The organism is Streptomyces humi (assembly GCF_001005085.2).
GTDB lineage: Bacteria > Actinomycetota > Actinomycetes > Streptomycetales > Streptomycetaceae > Streptomyces > Streptomyces humi.
Genome location: NZ_LBMU02000038.1, coordinates 86375 through 112747 on the forward strand (window position 1 = coordinate 86375; position 26373 = coordinate 112747).

The 26373-nt window shown below is 72.6% G+C and carries 28 protein-coding genes; 19 read left to right on the forward strand and 9 right to left on the reverse strand.

Annotated elements, in window-relative coordinates:
- Positions 1-136 precede the first annotated feature (136 nt).
- The 3 genes from AAW13_RS17450 to AAW13_RS17460 all read left to right on the forward strand — a co-directional run bounded on the left by AAW13_RS17450 (position 137) and on the right by AAW13_RS17460 (position 1875).
- A complete protein-coding gene (locus AAW13_RS17450) occupies positions 137-679 on the forward strand; it encodes a sigma-70 family RNA polymerase sigma factor (protein ID WP_046728963.1) in 543 nt (180 codons plus the stop codon).
- Positions 676-1479, forward strand: coding sequence for an anti-sigma factor (locus AAW13_RS17455; RefSeq protein WP_046728962.1), 804 nt, complete (start codon positions 676-678; stop codon positions 1477-1479). Before AAW13_RS17450 ends, AAW13_RS17455 begins: the two co-directional genes overlap by 4 nt.
- A 126-nt stretch (positions 1480-1605) precedes the next feature.
- A complete protein-coding gene (locus tag AAW13_RS17460; RefSeq protein WP_071659579.1) occupies positions 1606-1875 on the forward strand; it encodes a hypothetical protein in 270 nt (89 codons plus the stop codon).
- A gap of 15 nt (positions 1876-1890) precedes the next feature.
- On the opposite strand, the gene AAW13_RS17465 is transcribed toward AAW13_RS17460, so the two are convergent.
- The 3 genes from AAW13_RS17465 to AAW13_RS17475 are packed head-to-tail and all read right to left on the reverse strand — an operon-like array spanning position 1891 to position 4864.
- Positions 1891-3087, reverse strand: coding sequence for a CaiB/BaiF CoA transferase family protein (locus AAW13_RS17465; RefSeq protein ID WP_046733520.1), 1197 nt, complete (start codon positions 3085-3087; stop codon positions 1891-1893).
- A 59-nt stretch (positions 3088-3146) separates the two neighbouring features.
- Positions 3147-3923 (reverse strand): ABC transporter permease, encoded by a 777-nt coding sequence (locus AAW13_RS17470; protein WP_046733519.1) that lies wholly within the window; start codon positions 3921-3923, stop codon positions 3147-3149.
- Positions 3920-4864, reverse strand: a complete 945-nt coding sequence (locus tag AAW13_RS17475) for an ATP-binding cassette domain-containing protein (RefSeq protein ID WP_046733518.1) — start codon at positions 4862-4864, stop codon at positions 3920-3922. The genes AAW13_RS17470 and AAW13_RS17475 overlap by 4 nt, the downstream gene beginning before the upstream one ends.
- Before the next feature lie 63 nt (positions 4865-4927).
- On the opposite strand from AAW13_RS17475, the gene AAW13_RS17480 reads away from it, so the two are divergent.
- Positions 4928-5638, forward strand: coding sequence for a TetR/AcrR family transcriptional regulator (locus AAW13_RS17480; protein ID WP_046733517.1), 711 nt, complete (start codon positions 4928-4930; stop codon positions 5636-5638).
- A 42-nt stretch (positions 5639-5680) separates the two neighbouring features.
- On the opposite strand, the gene AAW13_RS17485 is transcribed toward AAW13_RS17480, so the two are convergent.
- The 3 genes from AAW13_RS17485 to hmgA are packed head-to-tail and all read right to left on the reverse strand — an operon-like array spanning position 5681 to position 8990.
- Positions 5681-6835, reverse strand: a complete 1155-nt coding sequence (locus AAW13_RS17485) for a type ISP restriction/modification enzyme (RefSeq protein ID WP_046733516.1) — start codon at positions 6833-6835, stop codon at positions 5681-5683.
- A gap of 12 nt (positions 6836-6847) precedes the next feature.
- On the reverse strand, positions 6848-7597 hold the full coding sequence (locus AAW13_RS17490) for a GntR family transcriptional regulator (RefSeq protein ID WP_046733515.1): 750 nt from the start codon (positions 7595-7597) through the stop codon (positions 6848-6850).
- A gap of 28 nt (positions 7598-7625) precedes the next feature.
- Complete coding sequence (gene hmgA / locus AAW13_RS17495; RefSeq protein ID WP_046733514.1) at positions 7626-8990, reverse strand: homogentisate 1,2-dioxygenase; 1365 nt, start codon at positions 8988-8990, stop codon at positions 7626-7628.
- Positions 8991-9147: 157 nt separating this feature from the next.
- On the opposite strand from hmgA, the gene AAW13_RS17500 reads away from it, so the two are divergent.
- From AAW13_RS17500 to AAW13_RS17550, 11 genes are all read left to right on the forward strand, one after another.
- A complete protein-coding gene (locus AAW13_RS17500; protein WP_046733513.1) occupies positions 9148-9711 on the forward strand; it encodes a hypothetical protein in 564 nt (187 codons plus the stop codon).
- Positions 9712-9783: 72 nt separating this feature from the next.
- Positions 9784-10392: a TetR/AcrR family transcriptional regulator gene (locus tag AAW13_RS17505; RefSeq protein ID WP_046733512.1), complete on the forward strand. Its 609-nt coding sequence runs from the start codon at positions 9784-9786 to the stop codon at positions 10390-10392.
- A gap of 206 nt (positions 10393-10598) precedes the next feature.
- Positions 10599-12830: a molybdopterin oxidoreductase family protein gene (locus tag AAW13_RS17510; RefSeq protein ID WP_046733511.1), complete on the forward strand. Its 2232-nt coding sequence runs from the start codon at positions 10599-10601 to the stop codon at positions 12828-12830.
- An 86-nt stretch (positions 12831-12916) separates the two neighbouring features.
- Complete coding sequence (locus AAW13_RS17515; RefSeq protein ID WP_338059049.1) at positions 12917-14353, forward strand: CitMHS family transporter; 1437 nt, start codon at positions 12917-12919, stop codon at positions 14351-14353.
- Between the two features lie 45 nt (positions 14354-14398).
- Positions 14399-15643: an MFS transporter gene (locus AAW13_RS17520; RefSeq protein WP_071659580.1), complete on the forward strand. Its 1245-nt coding sequence runs from the start codon at positions 14399-14401 to the stop codon at positions 15641-15643.
- Positions 15644-15744: 101 nt separating this feature from the next.
- The gene (locus AAW13_RS17525; protein WP_046733508.1) at positions 15745-16443 is read left to right on the forward strand and encodes a hypothetical protein; all 699 of its coding nucleotides are present in this window, start codon (positions 15745-15747) and stop codon (positions 16441-16443) included.
- Entirely contained in the window at positions 16430-17101 is a 672-nt protein-coding gene (locus AAW13_RS17530) for a class F sortase (protein WP_046733507.1), read from the forward strand. The genes AAW13_RS17525 and AAW13_RS17530 overlap by 14 nt, the downstream gene beginning before the upstream one ends.
- 361 nt (positions 17102-17462) lie before the next feature.
- Complete coding sequence (locus AAW13_RS17535; RefSeq protein WP_046733506.1) at positions 17463-18803, forward strand: ABC transporter ATP-binding protein; 1341 nt, start codon at positions 17463-17465, stop codon at positions 18801-18803.
- Positions 18804-18854: 51 nt separating this feature from the next.
- A complete protein-coding gene (locus tag AAW13_RS17540) occupies positions 18855-19307 on the forward strand; it encodes a DUF3574 domain-containing protein (RefSeq protein WP_046733505.1) in 453 nt (150 codons plus the stop codon).
- A 97-nt stretch (positions 19308-19404) separates the two neighbouring features.
- Positions 19405-20793 carry an aldehyde dehydrogenase family protein gene (locus tag AAW13_RS17545; RefSeq protein WP_046733504.1) on the forward strand — a complete coding sequence of 463 codons (1389 nt, stop codon included), beginning with the start codon at positions 19405-19407 and terminating at the stop codon, positions 20791-20793.
- Between the two features lie 13 nt (positions 20794-20806).
- Positions 20807-21895, forward strand: coding sequence for a Zn-dependent alcohol dehydrogenase (locus tag AAW13_RS17550; protein ID WP_046733503.1), 1089 nt, complete (start codon positions 20807-20809; stop codon positions 21893-21895).
- Positions 21896-21901: 6 nt separating this feature from the next.
- Here AAW13_RS17550 and AAW13_RS17555 read toward each other — a convergent pair whose 3' ends face one another.
- Complete coding sequence (locus AAW13_RS17555; RefSeq protein WP_046733502.1) at positions 21902-22156, reverse strand: hypothetical protein; 255 nt, start codon at positions 22154-22156, stop codon at positions 21902-21904.
- Between the two features lie 93 nt (positions 22157-22249).
- A complete protein-coding gene (locus tag AAW13_RS17560) occupies positions 22250-22945 on the reverse strand; it encodes a TetR/AcrR family transcriptional regulator (protein WP_046733501.1) in 696 nt (231 codons plus the stop codon).
- Between the two features lie 61 nt (positions 22946-23006).
- Between AAW13_RS17560 and AAW13_RS17565 the strand changes: the two genes are divergently transcribed.
- The 3 genes from AAW13_RS17565 to AAW13_RS17575 all read left to right on the forward strand — a co-directional run bounded on the left by AAW13_RS17565 (position 23007) and on the right by AAW13_RS17575 (position 25332).
- Positions 23007-24158 carry an acyl-CoA dehydrogenase family protein gene (locus AAW13_RS17565; RefSeq protein WP_046733524.1) on the forward strand — a complete coding sequence of 384 codons (1152 nt, stop codon included), beginning with the start codon at positions 23007-23009 and terminating at the stop codon, positions 24156-24158.
- Between the two features lie 59 nt (positions 24159-24217).
- On the forward strand, positions 24218-24505 hold the full coding sequence (locus tag AAW13_RS17570; RefSeq protein WP_046733500.1) for a YiaA/YiaB family inner membrane protein: 288 nt from the start codon (positions 24218-24220) through the stop codon (positions 24503-24505).
- A gap of 176 nt (positions 24506-24681) precedes the next feature.
- Entirely contained in the window at positions 24682-25332 is a 651-nt protein-coding gene (locus AAW13_RS17575; RefSeq protein ID WP_046733499.1) for a TetR/AcrR family transcriptional regulator, read from the forward strand.
- On the opposite strand, the gene AAW13_RS17580 is transcribed toward AAW13_RS17575, so the two are convergent.
- On the reverse strand, positions 25323-25784 hold the full coding sequence (locus tag AAW13_RS17580) for a MaoC family dehydratase (protein WP_046733523.1): 462 nt from the start codon (positions 25782-25784) through the stop codon (positions 25323-25325). The two genes, AAW13_RS17575 and AAW13_RS17580, sit on opposite strands and share 10 nt — an antisense overlap.
- Before the next feature lie 121 nt (positions 25785-25905).
- Between AAW13_RS17580 and soxR the strand changes: the two genes are divergently transcribed.
- Entirely contained in the window at positions 25906-26367 is a 462-nt protein-coding gene (gene soxR / locus AAW13_RS17585; protein WP_046733498.1) for a redox-sensitive transcriptional activator SoxR, read from the forward strand.
- Positions 26368-26373: the final 6 nt, after the last annotated feature.

Consider the following 26373-nt stretch of genomic DNA (forward strand, 5'->3'; position numbering starts at 1 on the left):
GGAAGAAAAAAATCTTTTCTTCCTGCTCGACCCGCGTTTTTGCCTCCCGCTTACGTACTTCTGCCGGAGGTGCGTCCAGTTGCGAATGCGTGGTACGGGAGGGCGGGCCGGGTGCGGCCACAGAAGGGGGGACGGGGTGCAGGCGGACCAACTGCTGGTGCTCGTCGCGGGTGGCGACCAGAGGGCGTTCGAGGATCTCTACGGCCTGGTCTCCGGCCCGGTGTTCGGGCTGGTACGGCGTGTGGTCCGCGATCCCGCCCAGTCGGAGGAGGTGGCCCAGGAGGTGCTCCTCGAACTCTGGCGCTCCGCTCCCAAGTTCGACCCCGGCCGGGGCAGCGCCCTCTCCTGGATCCTCACCCTCGCCCACCGCCGTGCCGTGGACCGGGTGCGCAGCGCCCGCGCGGCCGGTGAACGCGAACAGCGCGAGGCGCTGCGCGCGGGCGAACCCGCCTTCGACCAGGTCGCCGAGACGGTGGAGGCCGGCCTGGAGCGCGAATGGGTACGGCGCTGCCTGGACCGGCTCACCGCCCTGCAACGCCAGTCCGTCACTCTCGCCTACTACGACGGCTACACGTACCGTGAGGTCGCCGAGCGCCTCAAGCTGCCGCTGGGCACTGTCAAGACCCGGATGCGCGACGGGCTCAGCCGGCTGCGCGACTGCCTCGGAGGTGTCGCATGAGCCTGATGGGCCGCCTGCTGCACCGCGAGGACCTGCACTCCCTGGCCGCGCCCTACGCCCTGGACGCCCTGGAGCCCGGCGAGCGGCGCCGCTTCGAGAAGCACCTCAAGGACTGCGGCCGGTGCGCCGAGGAGGTGCGGGCACTGACCGAGGACGCCGTACGGCTCGCCTGGTCCACGGCCGCCCCGCCGCCCGTCGCGATGCGCGACCGGGTGCTGGCCGCCGTGCGCGCCACCCCGCAGGAGCCGGCCCCGGGCCGTGAGCGCGTCCCCAATCTGCCGCCGCACGTCTGGGGCGTGCAGCCGCCGCCGCAGCGCCGTCGGCCACGGCCCCTGTTCGTGCCGTTCGCCACCGCCACCGCGGCCGCCGCGCTGGTCGTCGCCTCGCTGTTCGCGGTGCAGGCCGACCGGACACGGAACCAACTCGACGCGGAGCGTGCCCAGTCGCGTGAGATCGCCCACGTTCTGGCCGCCCCGGATGCCCGCGCGGTCGGCGCCGAGGACGCCCAGGGCCGAAGTATCGGAGCGGTGGCGTCCGCTTCGGAGGGGCAGGTGGTCGTCACGCTGAGCGGATACGGCGCGCTGCCGAAGGGACGCGTGCACCAGCTCTGGCTGATGCGCCCCCGCGCGCAACCGCGCTCCCTCGGGCTCTTCGAGGCCGACACGCCCCTGGTCGCCACGGGTCTGGTCAAATCCGCGACGTCACTCGCCGTGACCGTCGAGCCTGCCGGTGGATCAGCGCAGCCCACCAGCCAGCCGGTTGTCCAACTCGCCCTGAAATCGGTTGGATTCGGAGAGTGATCAAAGAGGGGTCGTCAACACCCTTGCGGGGAAGGTGAATCCTGTGACCGCGATACACGAGTGCCCCGTCGGGGCGATAGGGTTACCCTGCCCGGGCCGGGTGGACTCGTACGGGTGGGGAGTGACATGGAACAGATAACACGCAGCAGGGCGAGGGTTCCTGCGATCACCTGCGGAAGCAGCGCGACCAGTTCGCGTCTCGACCGCCATCTGTCGGTACTGGCGGGACCCGCCATACCGCAGCAGCAGGCGGTCGAGGCGACCTCACTGATGCGTGAGCTGACCGCACGTGCGCCCGCACAGCGCAGCGACCGGGTCGCACGGGTCAGCCGTGTCTCCCTCTTCGCGCCACTGCGCAGGCTGCGCCGTTCGCTGTTCGGCGGCAGCAAGCACTGACCGCGAGCCCCGCGCTCAGGCGACCACACCGTCCCGGCGCAGCGCTGCTGACTCGGCGTCCGTCATCCCCACGGCACGCAGCAGCGCTTCGGTGTGCTGTCCGAGCGCGGGCACGTCTCCCATCCGTGCCTCGTCCCCGCCAGGCAGTGTGATGGGCGGCAGCAGCGCGCGCAGCGGCCCGACCGGCGACCCCACTTCCCGCCACCGCTCCCGGGCCGCCAGTTGCGGATGCTCCGCCAGCTCGGACAGGTCGCGCAGCCGCGCGCACGCGATGCCCGCGGCCTCCAGCCGTGCCAGCGCCTCGTCGGCGCCCAGCGCCCCGAGGGCCTTCCCCACCAGCTCGTCGGTGCGCGCCCGGTTCGCCACCCGCGCCGCGTTCGTCGCGAACCCCGGATCCGACCCCAGCTCCGGCCGCCCGAGGACCCCCTCGGCCAGCCGCCGCCACTCCCGGTCGTTCTGCACCGACAGCAGCACCCGCCCGCCGTCCGCGGTCGGATAGGCGTCGTACGGCGCGATCACCGCGTGGGCCAGTCCGGTGCGTTCCGGTGGAGTCCCGCCGTGGAGGGTGTGGTGCAGCGGATGCCCCAGCCACTCGGCCAGCGCCTCCAGCATGGACACCTCCACGGGCCCGCCCCGTCCGGTCGTACCGCGCCGCACCAACGCCGCGAGGACGCCCGAGAAGGCGTACATGGCCGCCGCGATGTCCGCCGCCGGGATCCCGGCCTTCACCGGCTGCTCCGGCGTCCCGGTGACCGACACCAGCCCCGCCTCGCACTGCACGAGCATGTCGTACGCGCGTCTGCCGGCGTACGGCCCCGACGCGCCGTAACCCGAGATGTCCACGGCGACCAGACGGGGGTGGGCGGCGCACAGGGTGGCCGCGTCCAGCCCGAGCCGGGCGGCGGCCCCGTGCGCGAGGTTCTGCACGAAGACGTCCGCGTCCGAGACCAGCCTGCGCAGCACCTCAAGGCCCCGTGGGTCCTTCAGGTCCAGCGCGATGGACTCCTTGCCCCGGTTGCACCACACGAAGTGGGAGGCGAGACCCCGGGCCGCGGTGTCGTAGCCGCGTGCGAAGTCGCCGCCGTCGGTCCGTTCGACCTTGATGACCCGGGCGCCGAGGTCGGCCAGCTGCCGGGTGGCGAACGGCGCGGCCACGGCCTGTTCGACGGCGACGACGGTGATGCCCTCCAGGGGCAGCGGAAGACGGTCCATGGGCCGGATCATGTCCCGCTGCCGGCGGATCTGTCAGTACCGCCCGAGGGCCGGCTCCGTCAGCGGTGTCCGTACCGGCGTACGGCGAGCGGCAGGAAGACGGCGATGAGCACCGCGCTCCAGGCCAGCGAGCCCGCGACCGGGTGGGCCACCGGCCAGGCGGCGCCCGCGGGGACGGGCGCGTCGCCGAACAGGTCGCGCAGCGCCGTCGTCACCGCGCTGATCGGGTTCCACTCGGCGAGGGCGCGCAGCCAGCCCGGCAGGTTCCCGGTGGGGATGTAGGCGTTCGACAGCAGCGGCAGCACGAAGGTGGACGCGCCCAGCTGTCCGGCCGCCTCCTCGCTGCGCGTGAGCAGGCCGAGGAAGATGCCGACGGTCGTGCAGGCGAACCGGAACAGGAGCAGCAGCCCCACGGCGCCGAGCGCTTCCGCCGCCGACCCCTCGACGCGCCAGCCCACGGCCAGCCCCACCAGCAGCAGCGGCACCGTTCCGACCGCCGTGACGGCCAGGTCGGCCACCGCCTGTCCCAGGGGTACGGCGGCCCGGCTCACCGGCATGGTCCGGAAGCGGTCCATGACGCCCCGGTGCGTGTCCTGGGCCGCCTGGAACATCCCGGTCATGACACCGCCCGCCGCGGTGGCCACCAGCAGCCCCGGGACCAGGAACGAGCGGTACTCCGGGCCGGGCATGGCCAGCGCGCTGCCGAACACGTAGCCGAAGAACAGCAGCATGTTGACCGGCATCAGCTGGGAGAGGACCGCCAGGCCCGGGCTGTTGCGGACCCGGCGCAGCTGCCGGCCCACCATGGCCGCGCCGTCGTACGCGAAGGTGCTCATGCGTGGCTCCCCGTCAGTCGGAGGAATCGGAGGAAGACGTCGTCGAGGGTCGGTGGCCGCAGGCTCGCGTCGAGCAACGGCACTGCCGCCGCGTCCAGTTCGCGGACGAGACGGGGGAGGGTGAGGGTCGGGTCGGTGGTGGGGGCGCCCACCGTGAGCCGTTCGTGGTCGAGCTTCGGTTCGGCGCCGGTGAGCCGGTCGAGCACGGCGGCCGCCTTCGGCAGCGCGTCCTGGTCGGCGACCACCGCCTCCGCGTACCAGCCGATGAGCGCCTTGAGTTCGGCCGGCGAGCCGGTCCGCGTCACCCGGCCCCGGTCGAGCAGCACGATCTCGTCGGCGAGTCGGTCCGCCTCCTCCAGGTACTGCGTGGTCAGCAGTACGGTCGTGCCGTCCGTCGCGAGTGCGCGTACCGCCTCCCTGATGCCGTTCCGGCTGGCCGGGTCGAGTCCGGTGGTGGGCTCGTCGAGGAAGAGCACCTCGGGGCGGCGGACCAGGCTCGCCGCCAGATCGAGCCGGCGGCGCATGCCGCCCGAGTAGCCGGCCGCCTTGCGGTCGGCGGCCTCGGTGAGTCCGAAGCGGTCGAGGAGCTCGGCGGCCCGGTCGTTCGGCCCGCGCACCCGGTGCAGCCGCGCGAAGAGGCGGAGGTTCTCGCGGCCGGTGAGGTCGCCGTCGACCGAGGCGTACTGGCCGGTGACGGCGATGCTGCGGCGCACGGCCGCCGCGTCCCGGACCAGGTCGTGCCCGGCGATGCGGGCGGAACCCGCGTCCGGCCGGAGCAGGGTGGTCAGCAGGCGTACGGCCGTGGTCTTGCCCGCGCCGTTCGGCCCGAGCAGTCCGCAGACCGAGCCCTGTCGTACGGCCAGGTCGAGACCGCGCAGGGCGCGGACCTCGCCGAAGCGCTTCTCCAGACCTTCACTAAGTACAGCGTACGTAGTCGTCATGCGGCAACCATAGCGCACTACGTACGGTGTACGTAACTAATATGGTGGGCGAGGTGATGATCGATGGCAGTCCGAGGTGCCGAACCCGGGGTGATCTGGGCGCGCCCCGAGCGGGCCGGCCGGGGGCCGAAGCCGGCGTTCACGCGCGCCGACATCGCGGCGGAGGCCGTGCGGATCGCCGACGCGGAGGGGCTGGACGCCGTGTCGATGCGCCATGTGGCTGCCGGGCTGGGGTGCGGGACGATGTCCCTGTACAACTATGTCCCCCGCAAGGAGGACCTGTACGAGTTGATGGTTGACGCGGTCAGCGCGGAGCACGAGTTGTGGGAGCCGACGGGGGACTGGCGGGCCGACATGATGCGGGTCGCCGGGCAGACGCGCGAGTTGATGCGCCGGCATCCCTGGCTGCCCCGGCTGATGTCACCGGTGTACGGGTTCAGCCCCCACGCGCTGCGGTATCTGGAGCACTGCCTGGCCTGCCTGGATCCGATGGACGCGTCCTACGGCACCAAGTTCGAGCTCATCGCCATGCTGAACGGTGTGGTGACGACCTATGTGCGGAACGAGATCGACAGCGCCGAGCGGGTTCGGAACCTGCCCTGGTCGGAGGAGCGGGAGCAAGCGGTGCGGCTCGCCTATCTCGGGGGGCAGGTCGCCTCGGGGGTCTATCCGCGGCTGGCGGAGGCGTTCACGCAGGACGCGGGGCCGATTGACATGGAGGCTGTTTTCCGGCGGGTGCTGGAGAGGGTCCTGGGCGGGTTCGCGTCGTCCTAGGCCGCGGGCGCGTGGGGTTCCCCAGGGCCCCAGGAAGGCCGTTCACAGCAGCGTCAGTTGGCCCGCCGGGCCTTCTTCCCTGTGGTCCAGGATCGACGCCGGTCTGCGGGTCGTCTCCGGGGGTGGGAGTACGTCCGCCGCCCTCAGGTCCTTCGCCGTGATCCGGGACGTGATCTCCAGCTCGGCCTGCCGGTCCCGTACTTCCGCCAGCAGGGCCAGGACCGTGATCAGCTCCAGCAGCTCCGACGTCCAGGACTGGGGCCAGACCGCGGGGGTGATCGCCGCCAGCGTTCCCGGTTCCGCCGGTTCCGCCGTCCGGGCCGTGAACCAGGCCTCCAGGGCACGTGTCTCGCCCGTCCGGAAGTCCCAGGCCTCCGGCGGTACCGGGGAGATGCGGCCCTCGTCGAGGTGCAGGGCCTCCTCCTCGGGGTCGTAGCGGATCGTGAGGGGGCGGGAGGGCAGCGGGGCCCGGACGTAGGGGCGGCGGCCGCCGGGGAGCTTGGGGCGTTCGCCGTCCCGGCGCAGCAGCCACAGGGCGCGGTGGCCCAGTTCCACACCCCGGGACCACAGGTCCGGATCCGCGGTGAGCGGAACCGTGTGGTCCGGGCGGATCGCGGTCAGGGTCCAGGCCAGCAGGTCCAGCGGGGTCACGGCGCGGCCCAGCAGGCCGGTCAGGTGGGCCGGCAGGCCCGGCGCCAGGTTCGGTTCCTCGCCGCCGGGGCGGCGGTACAGCGGGCGCACGCGGCCCGCGCGCAACGTGGGCACGAGGGACGTCGCCAGCAGCGGCATGCCCTCGGCCGACTCCACCGTGAAGACCTGGTGGCCGTCCGCCACCCGCCACAACTCCGGTCGGGCCGCGTCGATCAGACGGTGGTCCGGGATCAGCCACTGTTCGTCGAACGGGGCGGCGAGGACGCGGACCGGATCCGCGGCCGGGCCCGACGCCTGCTCCAGCCGCTCCGTGCCGGCGGGCCGGCCGGGGAGCTGGGGCACGGCCGAGTGGACCGTCCGGGCGCGCGTCGGCTCGAACAGGGCCGCGCGGTCCGGACCCTCGGCTCGCAGGAGCGCCTCCCAGCGGGCCTTCAGGGTCGCCGGATCGGGGGCCGTCGGCCACCCCCGGCCCAGCCGTAGTGGTGCGACGGACCACGGCATGAGGTCCGCCAGCGGCGGAGCGTCGTCGTGCGTCACGCCCGGCATCGTACGACGACTTCAGGTGGCGTCGAGCGTGACCGTGAAGGAGAAACGGTCTCCCCGGTAGTGGATGACCGCCAGGTCCAGGACCCGGCCCGTGGTGTCGTAGGTGACGCCCGTGTAGTGCAGGATCGGGCTGAGCAGCGGGACCTGGAGCAGCCGGGCGGTCTCCGGATCGGCCAGCCGCGCCTCCACCGTGTCCGTGATGCGGCTGATGTCCGCGCCGACCACGTCGCGCAGCACCTTCGTCATCGGCCGGCGGGCCAGCTCCTCCGGGTCGATGCGCTCGGCCAGTTCGGGACGGACGTGGTTGCGGGCGTGGTTGGTGGGCTCACCGGTCTGCTCGTCGCTGCGCAGCCGGTGGTACGTCGCGACCTCCGCGAGATCCGGGAAGAACTCGACGAGTTCGCCGGCCACGGGCACGGTGCCGTGGTCCAGCAGTTCCGCCGTCATGCCCGACTGCTGGGCCACGATCGCGTCCACCGAGCCGAGCAGCCGCACCGGGGCGCCCCGCCGGACGTCCGGTTCGATGAACGTGCCCCGGCGGCGGTGCCGGCTGATCAGTCCCTCGTCCTCCAGCTCCTTCAGCGCCTGTCGCATGGTCAGCACGCTCACCCCGTAGTGCTCCGCGAGCCGTTCCTCGGTGGGCAGCCGGAGCGGGTCCCGGGGCGAGCGGCCGAGTATCGAGGCACGCAGCGACTGCGAGACCTGGTACCAGAGCGGCAGCTTGCGGTTCAGGACGATCGAATCCGGGGCGAAGGAGGTCACGGGCACATCCGTACCGGTAGGCGCCTGCTCAGCGCAACGGGCGGAAGTGGCGTTCCAGGCCCCGCCACACGTCGTCGTACCGCTGCTGTAGGTGGTCCGCGGCCGCCGCCTGCGGGGTGAGGGTCACCGGCCAGCGGGTCTCGAACATGAAGGCCAGACCGTCGTCGAGCTTCTGCGGCCGCAGTTCGGCGGCGCTCGCCCGGTCGAACGTCTCCCGGTCCGGGCCGTGCGCCGACATCATGTTGTGCAGCGAGCCGCCACCCGGCACGAAACCCCCCTCGCCGGCGGTCTTCGCGTCGTAGGCGCCCTCGATCAGCCCCATGTACTCGCTCATCACGTTCCGGTGGAAGTACGGCGGCCGGAAGGTGTCCTCGCCCACCAGCCAGCGGGGCGCGAAGACCACGAAGTCGACGCCCGCCAGGCCGGGTGTGTCGGACGGGGACGTCAGCACCGTGAAGATCGACGGGTCGGGGTGGTCGTAGGAGATGGTGCCGATCACATTGAAACGGCGCAGATCGTAGACGTAGGGCACATGTGTGCCGTGCCAGGCGACCACATCCAGTGGGGAGTGGTCATATGTGGCGGTCCACAGGTTGCCGCAGAACTTGTTGACGACCTCCACCGGGCCCTCGACGTCCTCGTAGGCGGCCACGGGCGCCCGGAAGTCCCGGGCGTTGGCGAGGCCGTTGGCGCCGATCGGGCCGAGGTCGGGGAGGCGGAACGGGGAGCCGTAGTTCTCGCACACATAGCCCCGGGCCGAGGCGTCCAGCAGCGCCACACGGAAGCGGACCCCACGGGGGATCAGCGCCACATGTCCCGGCTCCACATGCAGCAGGCCGAACTCCGTGTGCAGCAGCAGTCCGCCGTGTTCCGGGACGATCAGCAGTTCACCGTCCGCGTCGGAGAAGACCCGCTCCATCGAGGTGTCGGCGTGGTAGAGGTGCACGGCCATGCCCGTGCGCTGGGTCGCGTCGCCGTTGCCGCCCAGGGTCCACAGGCCCGCGAGGAAGTCCGTGCCGGCCGGCGGCCGGGGCAGCGGGTCCCAGCGCAGCCGGTTCGGGTCGGGGGCGATGTCCGTGAAGGGACCGGTGCGCACCGCCCCGTTGCCGGCGGCCCGCGTGAACGCCGGGTGGGCGGCCGAGGGGTGGATCCGGTAGAGCCAGGAGCGCCGGTTCTGGGCCCGGGGCTCGGTGAAGGCGGAACCGCTGAGCTGTTCCGCGTACAGGCCGAGCGGGGCGCGCTGCGGGGAGTTGCGGCCCTCGGGCAGCGCACCCGGCACCGCCTGCGAGGAGTGCTCGTTGCCGAACCCGGAGAGGTACGTCAGACCCTCGGCGGCCTTGCGTGCCTCCGCACGCCCGGATCCGCTCGCGCCCAGGGCGCCCCCAACGCTCATGATCGCTCCCTGCAACACGCCGGACGTCGATTCCTGTGCATCACCGTAGGATTGCGCGGGTGCGGGTGCAAGAGGGCCCTGGATCATCCCCGGGGAGGGCGGGAACCCGACTCCAGGGGGATCCCGGCCGCCGCCGCGCTGTTCTACGCTCCCGGGCATGTCGTGGACGCGTGGACTGCCGGGCGGGCTCGCGCTCTGCGCGCTGCTGCTGGTCGCGGCGGCGGGGTGCGGGAGCGGGGAGGCGCCCGGGAAGCGGGAGACGGGAGCGCCGTCGCCGGTGGGCAAGATCCTCGACGACACGGACGAGAACGGCCGCCACTACCGCGAGATCGACAAGAAGCAGGCTCCCGAGGTGGACACGGAGGTCACCCCGGACCCGGCCGGCGGCTGGGACGTCCGGCTCGACCTGCACCGCTTCCGGTTCTCCGGCACGGGCGGCGGGGCGAAGGCGGTGGCCGGGCGCGGCCTCGCCTACCTCTTCGTGGACGGCGGCCTGGTGACCCGGCTGCGGACCTCCGCGTACCACCTCCCGGCCGGACTCGTGCCGCACGGCACCCACCACGTCACCGCCCGGCTCTACGCGGACGACGGCACGGTGTGGGCGGTGCACGGCAAGCCGGTCGAGAGCACGGCGGACGTCACGGCGTCCGGCACGGAGACGGCGACCCCGTCGGCGGGGACCCCCGCCGGGACCGGCACCGGTGCCGCCCCGCCGGGATGAGCGGCCGCACCTTCGGCCACCGTACCGGGGGGCGAGGTTCACCCCGCCCCCGCGAAAAGGCATCATGAAGCCGTGCCCCCAGCGACCCCGCTCCGCAAAGCGCCCGTCCAGCGCCGCAGTGCCGAACGGCTGACCAGGATCCTCGACGCCTGTGCCGACCTCCTCGACGAGGTGGGCTACGAGGAACTGAGCACCCGGGCCGTCGCGGTGCGCGCCGGGGTGCCCATCGGCTCGGTGTACCGCTTCTTCGGCAACAAGCGGCAGATGGCCGACGCCCTCGCGCAGCGCAACCTGGAGCGTTACACCGAGCGGGTCACCGAGCGGCTGAAGGACGCGCCGAAGGGCGACTGGCGGGCGGCGATGGACGCGGTGCTCGACGAGTACCTGGCGATGAAGCGCACCGCCCCGGGCTTCTCGCTCGTCGACTTCGGCAACCAGATCCCGGTGGGCGACCGCCACGCGGAGCCGAACCACCGGGTCGCGGACCGCCTGACCGACCTGCTCTCCAGCTACATAGGCCGCCCACCGGACGAGGTCCTGCGCCGCACGTTCCTGGTCGCGGTGGAGACGGCCGACACCCTGGTCCACCTGTCCTTCCGGATGGCCGCGGACGGCGACGAGGCGATCATCACGGAAACCCGCGAGCTCCTACGGGCCTACCTGGCCCGGGTCCTGGACTGACGGTCTCCAGCGAACGTCCCGATGGGAGCGTCCCGAAGGGGGCGCGGGGAACTGCGCGACAAGCCCCCACCGGCCCGCACCCGAAACACGACAGCCCTCCCCCCTCGGCATACCGAACACGACAGCCCTCCCCCCTCGACATACCAACCGGTATGCTCACCCCGAGTCCGGCCGCCCCCCGTCGCCGCACCCCTCCGGAGGCCCGCATGCCCCGCACCGCCCTGCGTATCTGCCCCCTCTGCGAGGCGACCTGCGGGCTGACCCTCACCATCGAGGGCACCCGCGTCACCGGAGCCCGCGGTGACCGCGACGACGTCTTCAGCAAGGGGTTCATCTGCCCGAAGGGCGCCTCCTTCGGGGCCGTCGAAGCCGACCCCGACCGGCTGCGCACCCCACTCGTCCGCAGGGACGGCGAGTTGCGCGAGGCCACCTGGGCGGAGGCCTTCGACGCGGTCGCCGCCGGGATCCGGCCGGTCGTCGAGCGGTACGGCGCCCACTCCGTCGGCGTCGTCCTCGGCAACCCCAACGTCCACACCGTGGCCGGCGGCCTCTACCCGCAGGTGCTGATCGGCGCCCTCGGCACCCGCAGCGTCTTCACCGCGTCCACGGTCGACCAGATGCCCAAGCACGTCTCCAGCGGCCTGCTCTTCGGCGACGCGAACGCGATACCGGTGCCCGACCTGGACCACACCGACCACCTCCTCCTGATCGGCGCCAACCCTCTGGAGTCCAACGGGAGTCTGTGCACCGCCCCCGACTTCCCCGGCAAGCTCAGGGCGCTGAAGGCCCGCGGCGGCACCCTCACCGTCATCGACCCGCGCCGCACCCGCACCGCGCGCCTCGCGGACCGGCACATCGCCGTCCGGCCCGGTACCGACGCCCTGTTGCTGGCCGCGATGGCCCAGGTCCTCTTCGAGGAGGACCTGGTGGACCTCGGCGACCTCGCCCCGCACGTCGAAGGACTCGCCGGACTCCGCGCCGAGCTGGGCGACTTCACCCCGGACGCGGTCGCCCACGCGACCGACGTCGACGCCGGCACGATCCGTGTCCTCGCCCGCGAACTCGCCGCCGCCCCCACCGCCGCCGTGTACGGCCGGATCGGCAGCTGCACCGTCCCGCACGGCACCCTCGCCAGCTGGCTGGTGGACGTCCTCAACATCCTCACCGGCAACCTCGACCGCCCGGGCGGCGCTCTCTTCCCGCAGGCCGCCACCGACCGGACCCCGCGCCCCGCAGGTCCCGGCCGCGGCTTCGCGCTCGGCCGCTGGCGCTCCCGGGTCAGCGGCCACCCGGAGGCCAAGGGCGAACTGCCGCTCTCCGCGCTCGCCGAGGAGATCGACACCGCGACGGCCGACGGCGAACCGATCCGGGCGCTGATCGCCGTCGCCACCAACCCGGTGCTCTCCGCACCCGACGGCAGCCGCCTCGACAAGGCCCTGGACTCCCTCGACTTCATGGTCAGCGTCGACCCGTACCTCAACGAGACCGCGCGCCACGCCGACGTCGTACTGCCCCCGCCGCCGCCCTCCCAGAGCCCGCACCACGACTTCGCCTTCAACACCCTCGCCGTCCGCAACCAGGTCCGCTACAGCCCGCCCGCCGTCCCGCTGGAGCCCGGCCGGATGGCGGAGAGCGAGATCCTGGCCCGGCTGGTCCTGGCGGCCGGCGGCATGCACGGCGCCGAACCGTCCGCCGTCGACGACATGGTCATCGGCCAGACCCTCGGGAAGGCGGTCACCGAGGCCCATTCGCCCGCGCACGGCCGCGACCCGGGGGAGCTCGCCGCCCTGCTGACCGGCGACACCGGCCCCGAGCGCCGGCTCGACATGATGCTCCGCCTCGGCCCGTACGGCGACGGCTTCGGCGCCCGGCCCGACGGCCTCACCCTGGAGCGGCTGCTCGCCCACCCGCACGGCATCGACCTGGGTCCGCTCACCTCCCGTCTCCCGCAGCCGCTGAAGACCCGCAGCGGCAAGGTCGAGCTGCTGCCGGGGCCGATCGCCGGCGACCTGCCCCGGCTGCGCGCGGCCCTCGGTGACCGGCCCGACGGGCTCGTCCTGGTCGGCCGCCGGCACCTGCGCTCCAACAACAGCTGGATGCACAACGTGCCCGCCCTCACCGGCGGTTCCAACCGCTGCACCCTGCACATCCACCCCGAGGACGCCGAACGGCTCGGGGTGCGCGACGGGGCGGACGTACGCGTCAAGGGCGCCGGGGGAGAGGTGGTCGCCCCCGCCGAGGTCACCGACGGCGTCCGGCGCGGTGTCGTCAGCCTCCCGCACGGCTGGGGCCACGACCGCCCCGGCACCCGGCTCAGCCACGCCGCGACCGCCCCCGGGGTCAACGTCAACCAGCTCCTCGACGGCACCCTGCTCGACCCGCTGTCCGGCAACGCGGTCCTCAACGGCATCCCCATCGAGGTGACCGCAACGCTGTGACCTGGAGTTCTGCGCTTATTGCTCGCGTGTCAACGTCTTGTTAACGACGTTCGACGCGACCTAACGTCGTCGCACCGCCGGCCCTGGTGGGAGTTCAAGGGCGAACGTTAGGTGTTCCACTCATGCTGACCATCCTCGGCTTCGCCATGATCGCGACCTTCCTGGTCCTGATCATGCTGAAGAAGATGTCGCCGATCGCGGCGCTCGTGCTGATCCCCGCGCTGTTCTGCGTGTTCGTCGGCAAGGGCGCCAAGCTCGGCGACTACGTCATCGACGGCGTCACGAGCCTCGCCCCCACCGCGGCGATGCTCATGTTCGCGATCGTCTACTTCGGTGTGATGATCGACGTCGGCCTCTTCGACCCGGTCGTCAAGGGGATCCTGAGGTTCTGCAAGGCCGACCCGCTGCGGATCGTCGTCGGCACGGCCCTGCTCGCCGCGATCGTCTCCCTCGACGGCGACGGCTCCACCACCTTCATGATCACCGTGTCGGCGATGTACCCGCTGTACAAGCGCCTGAAGATGAGCCTGGTCGTGATGACCGGTGTCGCCGCGATGGCCAACGGCGTGATGAACACCCTGCCCTGGGGCGGTCCGACCGCCCGCGCGGCGACCGCGCTGAAGCTGGACGCGAGTGACATCTTCGTGCCGATGATCCCGGCGCTCGCCGCCGGCCTGCTCTTCGTGATCGCCCTCGCCTACGTCCTCGGCCGCCGTGAGCGCGGGCGGCTCGGCGTGCTGACCCTGGACGAGGCGCTGGTGGCGGAGCGGGAGACCGAGACGGTGCTGGTCGGCGCGGGTTCCGGGACCGGGAAGTCCCCGTCGCGCACGGGCGGTTCGGGGCCCGGCGCCGATGCGGGACGGCCCGCGGAGGACGAGACCTTCCAGGGCCTCGACCCGCACCGCGAGACCCTGCGTCCCAGGCTCTACTGGTTCAACGCGGCGCTCACCGTCACCCTGCTCACGGCCATGATCATGGAGTGGCTGCCGATCCCGGTGCTGTTCCTGCTCGGCGCGGCCCTGGCGCTGACCGTCAACTTCCCGCAGATGCCCGCCCAGCGGGCCCGGCTCGCAGCGCACGCCGAGAACGTCCTCAACGTCTCGGGCATGGTCTTCGCCGCCGCGGTCTTCACCGGCGTCCTCCAGGGCACCGGCATGGTCGACCACATGGCCGAGTGGCTGGTCGGCAACATCCCCGACGGCATGGGCCCGCACATGGCCCTCGTCACCGGCGTGCTGAGCATCCCGCTCACGTACTTCATGTCGAACGACGGCTTCTACTTCGGCATCCTCCCGGTCCTCGCCGAGGCCGGCCAGGCGCACGGCGTCTCCACCGTGGAGATCGCCCGGGCCTCCATCGTCGGCCAGCCGCTGCACATGTCCAGCCCGCTGGTCCCCGCCGTCTACGTCCTGGTCGGCATGGCCAAGGTCGAGTTCGGCGACCACACCCGCTTCGTCGTGAAGTGGGCCGCCCTGACATCCCTGGTGGTGCTCGGGGCAGGGATCCTGTTCGGGATCATCTGAGCCGCCCGACCGAATCGACCGACCAGTGCGCGGGAGGACTTGACCATGACGCCCGGCAGGAACCGCGGCTGGCTGCTCCGGCTCGTCATCGCCTTCGGCTTCGCGCAGGGGGCGGTGTCGATGGCCCGGCCCGCCGTCTCCTACCGCGCGCTCGCGCTGGGCGCCGACGAACGGGCGATCGGGGTCATCGCGGGTGTCTACGCCCTGCTCCCGCTGTTCGCCGCCGTACCCCTGGGCCGCCGCACCGACCACGGCCGCTGCGCACCCCTGCTGCCGGTCGGCGTGGTGCTGATATCCGGCGGCTGCGCGCTCAGCGGACTGGCGAACTCGCTGTGGACGATGGCGCTGTGGAGCGGGGTGATGGGCCTCGGCCACCTCTGCTTCGTGATCGGCGCCCAGTCGCTGGTGGCCCGCCAGTCGGCCCCGCACGAACAGGACCGCAACTTCGGCCACTTCACCATCGGGGCGTCGCTGGGCCAGCTGATCGGACCGGTCGCCGCCGGTGCGCTGATCGGTGGGCCCGACATGGCGGGCAGCAGCGCGCTCGCGCTCGTGGTGGCGGGCGCGGGGGCGGCCGTCGCCCTCACGTCGCTGTGGCGCGTCGAGGACCGTACGGCGGTCACGTCCCGGACCGGGCACGGCGAGCCCGTGGCGGTCGGCCGCATCCTGCGCGCCCGGGGCGTGCCTGCGGGCATGCTGATCAGTCTCTCGGTGCTGTCCGCGACCGACATCCTCACGGCGTACCTGCCGGTGGTCGGCGAGCACCGGGGGATCTCGCCGGCGGTGATCGGCGTGCTGCTGAGCGTGCGGGCCGGGGCGACCATCGCGTGCCGGCTGGTCCTCACACCGTTGCTGAGGCTGCTGGGCCGGCCCGTGCTGCTGACCGTGACCTGCTTCCTGGCGGCCCTGCTGTGCGCGGGGATCGCGCTGCCGGTGCCGCTCTGGGTGCTCGGACTGATGCTCGGCGCGCTCGGGTTCTGCCTCGGGGTGGGGCAGCCGTTGTCGATGACGACGGTCGTCCAGGCCGCGCCCGACGGCGCCCGGTCCACGGCGCTCGCCCTGCGGCTGACCGGGAACCGGCTGGGCCAGGTGGCGGCGCCGGCCGCGGCGGGGCTGGTGGCGGGGGTGGCGGGGGTGGCCGCGCCGTTCGTGATGCTGGGGGCGTCCCTGCTGTTGTCGGCGGGGGTGGCGGTGCGCTCGCCGGGGGCGGCGGAGCGGTCCGGGGGCGCTCCGCCGGTGCCCCGGACGAGCCGCAGGGGCTCGGTGTTGCGCCGCCCGGGCGATATCTGACGGCGTGTCGGGCGCCGATGCCGTGGGTCATGGAGTGGGTGAGTGATAGTCCAGGCGAAAGGCCGATTTGTATGAAAATCGTCTAACTTGGAGGAGCTTGCATGCCGACCCTCACACTTCCACGCTCCGCCGGTTCCCGTGCGGGCGCCACCGTCGTCCTCACCGCCCTCGCCGCGGCGGGCGCGTCGTGGGTGGCGGCACCGAACGCGGTGGCCCAAGGGGAGAACGGCGACATCAGGATCCACCGGGTGGGCGTGCCCTTCGGCGTCTCGAAGGACGACCCGGTGGTCTGCCGGTTCTACCTCGACGCCGTCAACTTCGACGTGCTGCCCGCCATCGCCTACACCATCACCCCGCAGCCACCGCTGCCCACCGCCGCCACCGTCGCCGGCACCATCCAGCTCGCCGGAGGCGCCGGCCACACCGATCCGCTCGGCCTGGCGGACGGACAGTACAAGCTCACCTGGGTCGTGGCGGGCGCGTTGAAGGAGAAGGTCTTCCGGCTCAACTGCCATGACGGCAAGCCGGACGGGGCGCAGGGCCCGAACGGCCAGAACGGCCAGAACGGCCAGCAGGGCCAGAACGGCCAGATCGAGGACAACCAGCACGGCGACAGCAGCTGGGGGAAGGGTGACGACCACGACGGCCCGCAGGGTGGCGTGCACGCGGGCGGCGGCGGCCTCGTCGACACCGCGGCGGCGTTCTCGCCCGTGGCCGCGGCGGCGGCCGTGGGGCTGGTCGCGGCCAGCGGTGTGGTGTACATCCGGCTGATCCGCCGTCGGCCCCATGGCGCCGCGTAGACGCGGACGCAGGCCCTGGCACCGGACCCGCGCCTACCGCCTCGCCAGAACGACCCTGCTGGCGATCGTCCTGGTGGCGCTGGTCCGGTGCGGGGGGCACGACGACGGGCCCGGTGGCCCGGACGCCGTGGCCGGCGGGGGGCGGGACGGGTCCGACGGGACCCGTGCCGCCGCCCGGCCGTTGCCCCCGCCCCGCCCGCTCTCCCGGTCCCGGCCGACGTCGGTGCGCATTCCCTCCCTGGGTGTCGACGCGCCGGTCGTCGGCGTCCGGCTCGACCGGGGGCGGCAGTTGGAGACCCCGCCGGTCGACGAGCCGAAGCTGATCGGCTGGTACCAGGGCGGCGCGACTCCGGGCGAGTCCGGCCTCGCGGTCGCCGTCGGCCACCGTGACACCAGGACGGGACCCGCCGTCTTCGCGGCGCTCGCCCAGGTGAAGCCGGGTAAGCGGATCGAGGCCAAGCGCGTGGACGGCCGTACCGCCGTCTACACCGTGGACCGGGTGAAGGTCTACGACAAGGCCGGCTTCCCCGACAAGGAGGTGTACGGACCGACCCGGCGTCCCGAACTCCGCGTGATCACCTGCGGCGGACTCTTCAGCCGGCGGACGGGCTACACCAGCAACGTGGTGGTCTTCGCCCACCTGACCGAAACGGACTGACCGAGACGGGGTGGCCGAGGCGCGGTGGCCGCGTGGTGCGGCCCGTCGTCCGCACCGTCCGGCCGCGGGCGCCCTCCGCACCGCTCGGCCGCGGGCGCCCTCCGCACTGCCCGGCTGAGGGCGCCCTCCGCACCGCCCGGCCGCGGCCGCCCTGCGCACCGCTCGGCCGCGGCCGCCCTCCGTGCCGGTTGGCCGTCCTCGCGCCCCCGCCCCGCCGAATGCGATCGTCCGTTTTTCCCGCTGCCTGCGCCCTGGTCACCGATGCCGCGGAATGTCTTCCCCGGCCCGGCACATTCCGTTAACTTCCGTGACCCACAGGCCCGTACGACCCGCACGCGGCCCTCGGACACGGAGCTGCGGCATGACACGCGCCATCTCTCTGCACAACGTGAGCAAGGCCTTCGCGCGCGGTGTCCGCGTGGTGGACCGGCTCTCCCTCGACATCGACCCCGGCGAGTTCCTCGTGCTGCTCGGGCCGTCCGGCTGCGGCAAGTCGACCGTGCTGCGCATGATCGCCGGCCTGGAGGAGGCCGACGAGGGCGAGTTACGCCTCGACGGCGAGTACGCCAACGATCTGCTGCCGGCCGACCGGAACATCGCGATGGTGTTCCAGAGCTTCGCCCTCTACCCGAGCATGACCAGCCGCGACAACATCGGCTTCCCGCTGCGCATCGAGGCCCCCGGCACGGATCCGCGCCCCCGGGTCGACGCCACCGCCCGCATGCTGGGCATCGAGGACCTCCTCGACCGCTTCCCGAGCCAGCTCTCCGGCGGCGAACGCCAACGGGTGGCGATGGGACGGGCGATCGCCCGGCACCCCTCGGTCTTCCTGATGGACGAGCCGCTGTCCAACCTGGACGCCAAGCTCCGCAACCACCTGCGTGCCGAGATCTCGCGGCTGACCCGGGAACTGGGCGTGACCACGGTCTACGTCACCCACGACCAGACCGAGGCGATGTCGCTCGGCGACCGGGTCGCCGTGCTGCGCGGCGGGGTCCTCCAGCAGGTCGACACCCCGCGCGCGGTCTACGCGCTGCCCCGCAACGTCTTCGTCGCCGCCTTCATCGGCACCCCGCGCATCAACCTCCTGCGTGGTGTGGTCCGTGCCCCGCTCGACGGCGCCATGACCGTCAGCCTCGGCAAGCAGGCCCTGCGGCTGCCCGAACCCCTTTCCCTGGACCACCGGTTGCTGCGCGTGCAACAGGGCCGGGAGGTGATCGTCGGGCTGCGTTCGGAGGCGGTGCGGATCGCCAGGCACGCCACCGCGCGGCCGGGCGAGGTGCCGCTCACCGGGCTGGTGGAGCATGTCGAGTTCCAGGGCCACGAGGTGCTCGTCCACTTCGACACCGGTTCCCGGCCCGCCGTCGTACCGGACCTGGAGGCCCCGCGCCCGACCGGCCGGCCGCCGCGCCGCCGGCGACGGGACGGGGCGACCGTGCTGGACCGGCTGCGGGACCGGGCGAGTTCGAAGCGGGCGGGACCGGTCGTCGTACTGGAGCATCCGGCGGACACGGGGCCCGAGCCCGCGCCGCCGGAGGGGCGGCTGCCCGGGGACCTGGTCGTCCGCACCACGCCCGACATCCAGCTCCGGCACGGCATGCAGGTCCCGCTCCTCGTCGACCTCGCCCATCTGTTCGTCTTCGACCAGCACGGCGAACGGATCTGCCCGTCCCCGGCCCGGCTGCCGGACCTGGACGAGTGAACCCGGCGGGAATCCGGCACCGCGACGGCACGGAAACCATAGGAAAGGGGCATGCGCCCACAATCTCTCCGTAACCGGTCGGCCCTCGCGGTGGCCGGTCTGCTGCTCGCCGGTGCCCCGACCGCGTACACCGCGTTCGCCGCGGACACGCCCGCCGCGGCGCCCGCCCGCGGCAAGCCCTACCTCGAGACCCGGCTGTTCTTCGGCACCGCCCGCCCCGACGGCGGATCCGCCGTCACCGACCGGCAGTTCACCGCCTTCGTGGACAGGGAGGTCACCCCGGACTTCCCCGACGGCCTCACCGTGCAGACCGGGCGCGGGCAGTGGCGGGACGCGCACGGGACCATCGAGAAGGAGCGGTCCTACGAGCTGATCCTGTTGTATCCCGAGTCGGCGGCGAAGGGCGGCGACCGGAAGATCGAGGAGATCCGGCGGGCCTACGAGAAGGCCTTCGCGCAGGAGAGCGTGGGAAGGGTGGACGCCCGGGCCCGGGTCGACTTCTGACCGGGCGGCCGCCGATGCCGGCGGCCATGTCTGGCGCGGTAAAACTATCGCCGCTAGTTTGTGAGCCGGAGACCCAGCCCCGCCGGGAGGAAGCAGCATGAAGGCACACGACGGCCTGTACATCGAGGGCGCCTGGCGCCCCGCCGAGAGCCGGGACGTGATCGAGGTCGTGAACCCGGTCGACGAACAGGTCGTCGGCCGGGTCCCGGCGGGCGGCGCGCTCGACGTCGACACCGCGGTACGCGCCGCCCGTGCCGCCCTGCCTGGTTGGGCCGCCACCCCGCCCGCCGAGCGCGCCGCCCGGCTCGGCGCGCTGCGGGACGTCCTGACGGCCCGCAAGGACGAGATCGCCGAGACCGTCGGCACGGAGCTGGGCGCACCGCTGAAGTTCTCCCAGGCCGTGCACGTGGGCATGCCGATCGCGGTCGCGGGATCCTACGCCGAGCTGGCGGCCGCGCATCCCTTCGAGGAGAAGGTCGGCAACTCGACCGTCCACCAGGAGCCGGTGGGCGTGGTCGGCGCGATCACGCCCTGGAACTACCCGTTGCACCAGATCGTCGCCAAGGTCGCGCCGGCGCTCGCCGCCGGCTGCACGGTGGTCCTCAAGCCCGCCGAGGACACCCCGCTGACCGCCCAGCTGTTCGCGGAGGCGGTGCACGAGGCGGGTGTGCCGGCGGGCGTGTTCAACCTGGTCACCGGTCTCGGCCCGATCGCCGGACAGGCGCTCGCCGAGCACCCGGGCGTCGACCTGGTCTCCTTCACGGGCTCCACGGCCGTCGGCAGGCAGATCGGCGCCACCGCGGGGGCGGCCGTGAAGAAGGTGGCGCTGGAACTGGGCGGCAAGTCCGCGAACGTCATCCTGCCGAGTGCCGACCTCGCCAGGGCGGTCAACGTGGGCGTGGCCAACGTGATGTCCAACTCCGGCCAGACGTGCAGCGCCTGGACGCGGATGCTGGTCCACGCCGACCAGTACGAGGAGGCGGTCGAGCTGGCGGCCGCGGCCGCCGCCAAGTACGGCGACCGGATCGGTCCCGTCGTCAGCGCCAAGCAGCAGGCACGGGTGCGGGGTTACATCGAGAAGGGCGTCGCGGAGGGCGCCCGGCTGGTCGCGGGCGGCCCCGAGTCCCCGCGCGAGAAGGGCTACTTCGTCAGCCCCACGGTCTTCGCGGACGTCACCCCCGAGATGACGATCGCGCAGGAGGAGATCTTCGGCCCGGTGCTGTCGATCCTCCGCTACGAGGACACCGAGGACGCGCTCCGGATCGCCAACGGCACCGTCTACGGCCTCGCGGGCGCCGTCTGGGCCGGGGACGAGTCGGAGGCGGTGGCCTTCGCCCGGCGCATGGACACCGGGCAGGTCGACATCAACGGCGGCCGGTTCAACCCCCTCGCCCCGTTCGGCGGTTACAAGCAGTCGGGCGTCGGCCGCGAACTCGGCACGCACGGTCTCGCCGAGTACCTCCAGACCAAGTCCCTTCAGTTCTGAGGAGGTCGCTCCGATGGCCATCCAGGTCCGTGCCGCCGTACTGCCCGCCGTGGGCGCCCCGCTGACGGTCACCGGGATCGAGCTCCCGGACCCCGGCCCCGGCCGGGTCCGGGTCAGGCTCGCCGCCGCCGGTGTCTGCCACTCCGATCTCTCCCTCTCCGACGGCACCATGCGGGTGCCGGTCCCTGCGGTCCTCGGCCACGAGGGCGCGGGCACCGTGGTCGCCGTGGGCGAGGGTGTCACCCGGCTGGCACCCGGCGACCCCGTCGTCCTCAACTGGGCTCCCTCCTGCGGACGTTGCCATGCCTGTGCGCTCGGCGAGGTCTGGCTGTGCGCCGACGCGCTGGCCGGCGCCGCCGACGTGTACGCCCGCACGGCGGACGGCACCGACCTGCACCCCGGCCTGAACGTCGCCGCGTTCGCCGAGGAGACGGTGGTCGCCGAGTCCTGCGTGCTGCCGCTGCCGCCCGGCATCCCGCTCACCGACGCGGCCCTCCTCGGGTGCGCGGTCCTCACCGGGTACGGAGCCGTGCACCACTCGGCGCGGGTCCGCGAGGGCGAGACCGTCGCGGTGTTCGGCGTCGGCGGGGTCGGCCTGGCCACCGTCCAGGCGGCCCGGATCGCGGGGGCGTCCCGGATCGTCGCGGTGGACGTCTCCGAGGAGAAGGAAGGCCTCGCGCGCGCGGCGGGCGCCACGGACTACGTCGTCGCCTCCGACACCACTCCGCGCGCGATCCGCGCCCTCACCGACAAGCAGGGCGTCGACGTCGCCGTGGAGTGCGCCGGCCGCGCCGTCAGCATCCGCGCGGCCTGGGAGTCCACCCGCCGGGGCGGCCGTACGACGGTGGTCGGCATCGGCGGCAGGTCGGAACAGGTCACGTTCAACGCCCTGGAACTCTTCCACTGGGGCCGCACCCTCGCCGGCTGCGTCTACGGCAACTCCGACCCCGCCCGCGATCTGCCGGTGCTCGCCGAGCACGTCCGGGCCGGCCGCCTGGACCTGGGCGCGCTGGTGACGGAACGGATCACGCTGGAGGACATCCCGGACGCCTTCGGGAACATGCTCGCGGGCAAGGGCGGCCGGGCGCTGGTGGTGTTCTGAGCGGTCCTACCCGGTGGGCTTCAGGACGTGGCCGCAGACGGTGCAGCCCAGGCCCGCGACCAGGAGGACCCAGGAGTAGGTGAGCAGGCTCGCGACCTGGAGCAGCAGGCCCAGCCCCCACAGGCGCGGATTGCGCACGAGGCGGCGCAGCCCGCCGGGCACCCGGTTGCGGGTGAAGGCGTACATGCCCAGCGAGCCCGCGCACACCGAGACGGCGACGACCAGCCCGAGCCACAACAGCAAGAACGAGCCGTACCCCATGTCACTTCCCCCTTACTGGACCCACTGGACCCACTGGACCCACTGGACCCACTGGACCTTCTGAATCCACTGGACCTTCTGGATCCAGCGGTTTCATTTGACGTGCTCGACATCGTCTCCGGCCGCCTTGGCCGGAGGCTCGTGGTTCACCCGTGCGAACTGTTGGCCCAACCCGTCCAGCAGCGCCCGCAACCCCGTCTCGAACGCCCGCTCGTCGATCTTCTCCTGCTGGTCCGCGAGCAGGTGCGCCTGTCCCAGGTGCGGGTAGTCGGCCGGGTCGTACGCGCTCGCGTCGTCCACGAACCCGCCGGCGAAGGACCCCAGCGCCGAGCCCATGATGAAGTAGCGCATCAGCGCCCCGATCGACGTCGCCTGGGCGGCCGGCCACCCCGCGTCCACCATCGCGCCGTACACCGCGTCGGCGAGCCGCAGTCCGGCCGGGCGCCGGCCGGGGCCGCGGGCCAGCACCGGGACGATGTTCGGGTGGTCCCGCAGCGCGGCCCGGTACGACACCGCCCAGTCGTGCAGCGCGGTCCGCCAGTCCCGTCCGGCGTCCTGCCCGAGGTTCTCGAACATCGACAGGTCGACCTGCGCGCTGACCGAGTCCGCGACCGCCTCCAGGATCTCGTCCTTGGTGCGGAAGTGGTTGTAGAGCGAGGGCCCGCTCACCCCCAGTTCGGCCGCGAGACGCCGGGTGGAGAGGGCCGCCAGGCCCTCCGTGTCCACGAGTTCCCGTGCCGCCCGGACGATCCGGTCGGTGCTGAGGAGGGGCTTGCGCGGTCGGGCCATGGCGCACATAGTAGGTCGGGAAGAAGAAACTAGCAGTGCTAATTAAAAGGGCGGACGCATGGTGAACCTGGGGCTCGGTGAGGAGCAGACCGCCGTACGGCAGCTGGCCCGGGACTTCGTCGAGCGCGAGATCACCCCGCACGTGATCGCCTGGGACCGCGCCGAGGAGGTCGACCGGAACATCGTGAAGAAGCTCGGCGAGGTTGGCTTCCTGGGCCTCACGATCGACGAGGAGTACGGCGGATCGGGCGGCGACCACCTGTCGTACTGCCTGGTGACGGAGGAGCTGGGCCGGGGGGACTCCTCGGTCCGCGGGATTGTCTCCGTCTCCCTCGGGCTCGTCGCCAAGTCGATCGCCGCCTGGGGCGACGAGGAGCAGAAGCGGCGCTGGCTGCCGGGGCTGACCTCCGGCGCGTACGTCGGCTGCTTCGGCCTCACCGAGCCCGGCACCGGCTCCGACGCGGGCAACCTCACCACCCGTGCCGTACGCGAAGGCGACGAGTACGTCCTCAACGGCGCCAAGATGTTCATCACCAACGGCACCTGGGCCGACGTGGTGCTCCTGTTCGCGCGCTCCACCGACGCCCCGGGCCACAAGGGCGTCTCGGCCTTCCTGGTGCCGGCCGACGCGCCGGGCCTCACCCGTCGTGCCGTGCACGGCAAGCTCGGTCTGCGCGGGCAGGCCACCGCCGAGCTGGTCCTGGAGGACGTCCGGGTGCCGGCGTCCGCGCTGCTCGGACCGGAGGGCAAGGGCTTCTCGGTCGCCATGTCGGCGCTCGCCAAGGGGCGCATGTCGGTTGCCGCCGGCTGCGTCGGCATAGCCCAGGCGGCCCTGGACGCGGCCGTGCGGTACGCGGGGGAGCGGGAGCAGTTCGGCACGCCGATCGCCGGGCACCAGCTCGTCCAGGAGCTCATCAGCGACATCGCCGTCGACGTGGACGCGGCCCGGCTGCTGACCTGGCGGGTGGCTGATCTGGTGGACCGCGGGCTGCCGTTCGCCACCGAGTCCTCCAAGGCCAAGCTCTTCGCCTCCGAGGCCGCCGTGCGTGCCGCCAACAACGCCCTCCAGGTCTTCGGCGGCTACGGCTACATCGACGAGTACCCGGTGGGCAAACTCCTGCGCGACGCCCGGGTGATGACCCTCTACGAGGGCACCAGCCAGATCCAGAAACTGCTCATCGGGCGGGCGCTGACCGGCGTTTCGGCGTTCTGAGTACGTCCCTGAGTACCACGGCGGATGTGGTCCGGGCCGCTGTTGCCGAGACTCGACCCATGAGCGACACACCGGTAAGAAACCAGAGCACGGCTGCCTTCTACGGCCAGGCCGTCGCGTCCTTCGGCATCGCCATGGTGGCCACCGTCATCGGCATCTTCCGGCTGCACGCCGACGCCTGGGTGCGCGGCTTCCTCGGCATCGCCGTTCTGTACCTCGTCACCTCCGCCTTCACGCTCGCGAAGGTGATCCGCGACCGCCAGGAGGCAGGCCAGATCGTCAGCCGCGTCGACCAGGCACGGCTGGAGAAGCTGCTGGCCGAACACGACCCCTTCGAGAAGCTCTGACCCCGCGCGAGACACGGCGTGGGAACCGGCGCGAGGCCCTGCGCGAGAACCGGCGCCGGGCACGGCGTGGGAACCGGCGCGAGAAGCCGCCTGAAAAGCTCTGAGCGGGCACACTAAGCGCTCGCTCAGCTTCGGCGGTATGGTGGAGCTCCGGTATCGAGAGGGGCGAGCGAGCGATGAGTACGGCGGAGGAGACGACCGGCGGCGAGATCGAGCCGTGGGAAGAGGTCACCCCTGACGCGGCCCGGCGACTGCTGGTCGCCGCCGTGGAGGCCTTCGCCGAGCGCGGCTACCACGCCACCACCACCCGCGACATCGCGGGCCGGGCCGGCATGAGCCCGGCAGCGCTCTACATCCACTACAAGACCAAGGAAGAGCTGCTCCACCGGATCAGCCGCATCGGTCACGACAAGGCCCTGGACATCCTGCGGACGGCCGCCCGGCGCGAGGGCACCGCCGCCGAGCGGCTCGCCGACGCCGTCAGCTCCTTCGTCCGCTGGCACGCCGGGCGGCGCACCACCGCCCGGGTCGTGCAGTACGAACTGGACGCTCTCGGCCCCGACGCGCGTGCCGAGATCCTCGCGCTCCGCCGCCAGGTGGACGCCGAGGTGCGCGGGATCGTCCAGGAGGGCGTCGCGTCCGGCGAGTTCGACGTCATCGACGTCCACGGCACCACCCTCGCGGTGCTGTCGCTCTGCATCGACGTGGCCCGGTGGTTCAACGTGGACGGCCCCCGGACCCCGGAGGAGGTCGGCGCGCTCTACGCCGACCTCGTGCTGCGGATGGTGGGGGCCGAGCAGGACGCCCGGCGCCCGGCTCAGACGTAGTACCTGGACACCGACTCCGCGACGCAGACCGGCTTGTCGCCGCCCTCGCGCTCCACGGTGAACGCGACGGTCACCTGGACACCGCCCGGGACCTCCTCGGCGCCGGTGATCGTCGCGGTGGCGCGCAGCCGGGAGCCGACCGGGACGGGGGCGGGGAAGCGGACCTTGTTGGTGCCGTAGTTCACGCCCATCCTGACGCCCTCGACCTTGATCAGCTGGGGGCCGAAGAGGGGGAGCAGCGACAGGGTCAGATAGCCGTGCGCGATGGTCGTGCCGAACGGCCCCGCGGCCGCCTTCTCCGGGTCGACGTGGATCCACTGGTGGTCGCCCGTCGCGTCCGCGAACAGGTCGATCCGCTTCTGGTCGACCTCCAGCCAGTCGGTGAAGCCCAGCTGTTCGCCCACCGCCGCCTTCAGCTCGTCGGGGGAAGCGAAGATCCTCGGTTCTGCCATGGTGCCGGCCCTCTCGCGTTCGCGGGTCACCCCTGCATTGTCTAAGCAACTGCTTAGCATGGTCGGGTGCGGGCCCGCTGTCAACGGACCGCGGCCGGGCCCGGCGGGTAGTCTCTGCCGGATGCCGCAGATTTCCGAGGAGATCCACGAGCTGAGCGTCGGCCAGCTGTCCGCGCGCAGTGGCGCGGCCGTCTCCGCGCTGCACTTCTACGAGTCCAAGGGGCTCATCAGCAGTCGGCGCACCTCGGGGAACCAGCGCCGCTACACCCGCGACACGCTTCGCCGCGTGGCCTTCGTGCGGGCGGCGCAGCGGGTCGGCATCCCGCTGGCCACCATCCGAGAGGCCCTGTCGGAACTCCCCGAGGAACGCACCCCGACCCGGGAGGACTGGGCCCGCCTCTCCGAGGCCTGGCGCGCGGAGCTCGACGAACGCATCCGGCAGCTGAACCGGCTGCGCGACCACCTGACCGACTGCATCGGGTGCGGCTGCCTTTCGCTGGACACGTGCGTGCTGTCCAACCCGCACGACGCCTTCGGCGAACGCGCGGCGGGGTCCAGGCTGCTGCCGGAGAGAAAGCGGTAGTTCGGC

Coding starts and splice junctions, on each gene's coding strand:
- AAW13_RS17540 (WP_046733505.1), top strand. CDS start 18,855: ATGCGCCCACAATCTCTCCGTAACCGGTCGGCCCTCGCGGTGGCCGGT.
- AAW13_RS17560 (WP_046733501.1), bottom strand. CDS start 22,945: ATGGCCCGACCGCGCAAGCCCCTCCTCAGCACCGACCGGATCGTCCGG.
- AAW13_RS17455 (WP_046728962.1), top strand. CDS start 676: ATGAGCCTGATGGGCCGCCTGCTGCACCGCGAGGACCTGCACTCCCTG.
- AAW13_RS17500 (WP_046733513.1), top strand. CDS start 9,148: ATGTCGTGGACGCGTGGACTGCCGGGCGGGCTCGCGCTCTGCGCGCTG.
- AAW13_RS17535 (WP_046733506.1), top strand. CDS start 17,463: ATGACACGCGCCATCTCTCTGCACAACGTGAGCAAGGCCTTCGCGCGC.
- AAW13_RS17555 (WP_046733502.1), bottom strand. CDS start 22,156: ATGGGGTACGGCTCGTTCTTGCTGTTGTGGCTCGGGCTGGTCGTCGCC.
- AAW13_RS17480 (WP_046733517.1), top strand. CDS start 4,928: ATGGCAGTCCGAGGTGCCGAACCCGGGGTGATCTGGGCGCGCCCCGAG.
- AAW13_RS17550 (WP_046733503.1), top strand. CDS start 20,807: ATGGCCATCCAGGTCCGTGCCGCCGTACTGCCCGCCGTGGGCGCCCCG.
- AAW13_RS17580 (WP_046733523.1), bottom strand. CDS start 25,784: ATGGCAGAACCGAGGATCTTCGCTTCCCCCGACGAGCTGAAGGCGGCG.
- AAW13_RS17485 (WP_046733516.1), bottom strand. CDS start 6,835: ATGCCGGGCGTGACGCACGACGACGCTCCGCCGCTGGCGGACCTCATG.
- AAW13_RS17475 (WP_046733518.1), bottom strand. CDS start 4,864: ATGACGACTACGTACGCTGTACTTAGTGAAGGTCTGGAGAAGCGCTTC.
- AAW13_RS17470 (WP_046733519.1), bottom strand. CDS start 3,923: ATGAGCACCTTCGCGTACGACGGCGCGGCCATGGTGGGCCGGCAGCTG.
- AAW13_RS17460 (WP_071659579.1), top strand. CDS start 1,606: ATGGAACAGATAACACGCAGCAGGGCGAGGGTTCCTGCGATCACCTGC.
- AAW13_RS17510 (WP_046733511.1), top strand. CDS start 10,599: ATGCCCCGCACCGCCCTGCGTATCTGCCCCCTCTGCGAGGCGACCTGC.
- soxR (WP_046733498.1), top strand. CDS start 25,906: ATGCCGCAGATTTCCGAGGAGATCCACGAGCTGAGCGTCGGCCAGCTG.
- AAW13_RS17570 (WP_046733500.1), top strand. CDS start 24,218: ATGAGCGACACACCGGTAAGAAACCAGAGCACGGCTGCCTTCTACGGC.
- AAW13_RS17530 (WP_046733507.1), top strand. CDS start 16,430: ATGGCGCCGCGTAGACGCGGACGCAGGCCCTGGCACCGGACCCGCGCC.
- AAW13_RS17520 (WP_071659580.1), top strand. CDS start 14,399: ATGACGCCCGGCAGGAACCGCGGCTGGCTGCTCCGGCTCGTCATCGCC.
- hmgA (WP_046733514.1), bottom strand. CDS start 8,990: ATGAGCGTTGGGGGCGCCCTGGGCGCGAGCGGATCCGGGCGTGCGGAG.
- AAW13_RS17545 (WP_046733504.1), top strand. CDS start 19,405: ATGAAGGCACACGACGGCCTGTACATCGAGGGCGCCTGGCGCCCCGCC.
- AAW13_RS17575 (WP_046733499.1), top strand. CDS start 24,682: ATGAGTACGGCGGAGGAGACGACCGGCGGCGAGATCGAGCCGTGGGAA.
- AAW13_RS17525 (WP_046733508.1), top strand. CDS start 15,745: ATGCCGACCCTCACACTTCCACGCTCCGCCGGTTCCCGTGCGGGCGCC.
- AAW13_RS17465 (WP_046733520.1), bottom strand. CDS start 3,087: ATGGACCGTCTTCCGCTGCCCCTGGAGGGCATCACCGTCGTCGCCGTC.